This is a genomic window from Bartonella phoceensis, assembly GCF_902825145.1.
Classification (GTDB): Bacteria; Pseudomonadota; Alphaproteobacteria; order Rhizobiales; family Rhizobiaceae; genus Bartonella; species Bartonella phoceensis.
In genome coordinates, this window is sequence record NZ_CADEAD010000022.1 from 1 (window position 1) to 3,306 (window position 3,306).

The 3,306-nt window shown below is 39.7% G+C and carries 2 protein-coding genes; both read left to right on the plus strand.

From position 1 onward, the window contains the following. Positions 1 to 175: 175 nt before the first annotated feature. Positions 176 to 1,387, plus strand: a complete 1,212-nt coding sequence (locus J7R07_RS07885; RefSeq protein WP_208436314.1) for a BID domain-containing T4SS effector — start codon at positions 176 to 178, stop codon at positions 1,385 to 1,387. A 293-nt stretch (positions 1,388 to 1,680) separates the two neighbouring features. Then, positions 1,681 to 3,171, plus strand: coding sequence for a BID domain-containing T4SS effector (locus J7R07_RS07890; RefSeq protein WP_208436315.1), 1,491 nt, complete (start codon positions 1,681 to 1,683; stop codon positions 3,169 to 3,171). Positions 3,172 to 3,306: the final 135 nt, after the last annotated feature.

Below are 3,306 nucleotides of genomic sequence, written 5' to 3' on the forward strand. Positions count from 1 at the left end.
TAATATATCAATAAAATTCCATAAAAAAACCGTACAAAAAACACAAATATTGATTTCGATAGGCATGGATAGCATGAAATCTTCGAAGATCGTTTGAATCGATATCTCTCTTTGTACAGAAGCTATCGAAACGTGAAAGTGAAAAGCACGTTAATTTTTTTAAAAGGATATATGCATGAAAAAAAGTCAACCATCCACTTCTAAAGAACCTAGCATACAGCAATTAGTACAACACTATTCAGGCATTGGTTCCCCGAATAGAGCCCCATATTCTGCCCGAGGAACAAGGGGAAGAAGACCCCTTTCAGCCGATGACGCTTCTAGTACTGTTGATCATTCAACAGAATCTCCAACGGAAGATAATACGACTGGAGCCGCGCAAAGAGAAAGAAACGTACATCCTGGAAGCGTTGTACCAAGAGCGGCAATAACGCTCTCGGAAGAGCAAATTTCAAAATTGGTTCCATACAATCAGTTGGTTCAAGCATTTAAAGAAGACGTTGAACGTTACTGTCACAGTGTGTATGGCAACAAAAGGGCTTTATGGGGAAAAGTTCAGGCAATTCAAGCAAACCCTCGTTTAGGAAAGGATCTTGCGTGGCAACTTGCACTACATCCCGAGAGTTTTGCTAAACTTGCTGGTAGAAATGTATGTGGCATAAAAAATAGGGCACGCAGACGCGCTGAAGAGGATATCCTACCTCTGTGTGAAGCTATCGAGCAATATACGTCAATAGTAGATTATGCAAGAGGGTGTTTGCGTGAATTTACATCGACGGAATTAAAATTTTATGAAAAGACCATGGGCGGCTTTCAACTAAGCCAAATTTTACAAGATTCATCTCGTTCTGAACGAGGATACAAACCTTTGTCAGACGCAGAATTAAATATCATGGTTCAAAAGGATCCTTTGGTCCAAAAATTACATTCCCGAATAGAATACTGGTGTCAAATTGCTTTTGGAAATTCAAATGCTTTATCGGAACCAATGAGAGAGTTATCCCAAGATCCCTCTACGAGACGTGAATTGATACCACAACTTGCAGCACAGCCTGAGTCTTTCCATAAATTGGCCGGTTTCCAAATGTGTTGTATTAAAAATAAAGCACGCGCACATGCTGAAGCAGCTCTTCCACGGTTGCTTGATTCTGTTGGAGGCTTTGCAGATGCTGTACAGCAGACAAGAGAGAATATATTGCAACAACAGCAGGTAAGAAAGAGATACAGTAAAGTGATGTTGGAACTATTTGATAAGTTTCAGCAAAAAAAATCACGGTCTCTTGAGGACACATCAACGGGTGCTGAAGTTACTCTACATGAAAGCGCACCAGGCCCTACACCACCACGTAAACCTCCAAGAAGTAAAGCGCTGTCTCTCGCTCTCTAAATGTGCATGAAATAAACCCTAATTTTAAATAAAATTTCTTGGCACAAATTCTGCAGATGGTTTGTGCCAAAAATACAGCAAAATATTTTTTGTAATTTAATTATGCCTTATTGATAAACACAAAAAAAACGTATAAAGTCATACATATTGACACATTATGTGTTATATAGAATCTTAGTAGTTCATCTGAATTGAAATGACGTTTTGAATAAAAATTATCAAAAAAATGAGGATGAAAAACACATTAAGGATTTTTCTGGGAAGATATTTTATAGCTTGAAAGGAATATATATATGGGAAAAAAAACGCTCTCTCCCTCTCGCATGCCAGAAGAAACACAAAAACGTCAACAACCGAGTTCATCTCTTAGTTTAGGATCTCTACACACAAGATCTCAACCAAAGGAAACGCCCCGCTCAGCACATGAAATCTTTGAAAGAGTGCGGGAGAATTCATTGGTTAGATTGCATGCAGAAGAAGTCCGACGTTTGGCTGGTGTCATTTATGGTGATGCTTCTGTTTTGAATTTAAAAATTGAGGAGATCACCAGATATCCTGAGTTGAAAGGTTCAATCGTAAGAATCATGATACAAAATCCTGCATCTATTCACCCTTTTGCAGGTAAGGAAGTATGTGGTTTGAAGACAAGCGCACGCAGACGAGCTGAAAGCAAGTTTCCTGAGTTATGCGATGCCTTTGATAATCTTACGCAAGCCGTGATATATACATATGGCAATATGGGCGTCACACTTCCAAAAGAAAATCCGTCGGTGGAAGAACACCTGAAGAGGTCTTCTGAAGGAAAGGTAAAAACGCCTCTCTCAAAGGAGCAGGTTGATCGTTTACGAAACGATACATTCGTTCGAGACTATCGTGCACGAGTCACAAATTGGAGTGAAATCGTATATGGTAACTCGCAGGTTTTTCAGAAGCAGATGGAGGCTGTTTTAAAAGATCCTGCTGGGAAAGAAAAAATTTTATGGGGGATTGCAGCATGTCCTGAATCTTTTCATAAATTTGCCGGTTATAACATATGTGGCATTAAAAGTGGTGCGCGTATTCGTGCTGAAAATCGTTTAACCCATCTGTATGACGCTTTTGCAAGTTACATATACGCTGTAAAAGACGCGAGAGAAATTATCTTACAAGAGCAGCAAATACTACAACAGCAACCACAACAAGGACGTTTTGGTCCGTCAAGAAGCCAGAGCAGAGAAATTACACAACAAAAAACCCAAGAACAGCAACATATGCAAGCAAGCAAATCGGCAGTTACAACAGCGCAGGCAACAGTTTCTCCATCAAAAGCTCCTCTCTCAAATGCGGAAGTGATTGCCGCGGTTAGAAATGACGACAACGTTCGAAGACACAACAGACGCATTAAATATTGGAGCAACTCTGTATTTGGCCGCGAGAATGTTTTGCAGCAGCATATGGAGAATATTTTAACAAGTCCTGAAACAGCAGAACAACTTTTACAGGATCTCACAACAAATCCTGCATCTTTTCATAAACTCGCCGGTCATAGTATCTGCGGCTTCAGAAGTCGTGCACGTCGAAATGCTGAAGATTGTCAACAACACCTTCAGCACGCTGTGAGAGCTTACATATGCGCTGTAAGAGAAGCAAGAGAAGATATTACACAAGCACAAGGAGTACAACAACAATGCCTTGGCGCCTCAGAAAGCCAGAAACAAGAGATTACACAAAAGATTCAGAAACCTCAAGAAAGGCAACAGACTCAATATCAAAGAGGTAAAACCGGAATGGCTTTCGCTCTGTGAGAGATATAAAATAAGATTTAGTTTTTAAGCAGATTTTTGGTGCAAATCGTTTTGAAGAATTTGCACCAAAAAGAGAGTGTAATGGTGGAGCAAAAGCTCACTAAGATATTGCTATAACTTATTGATTAAATTTTA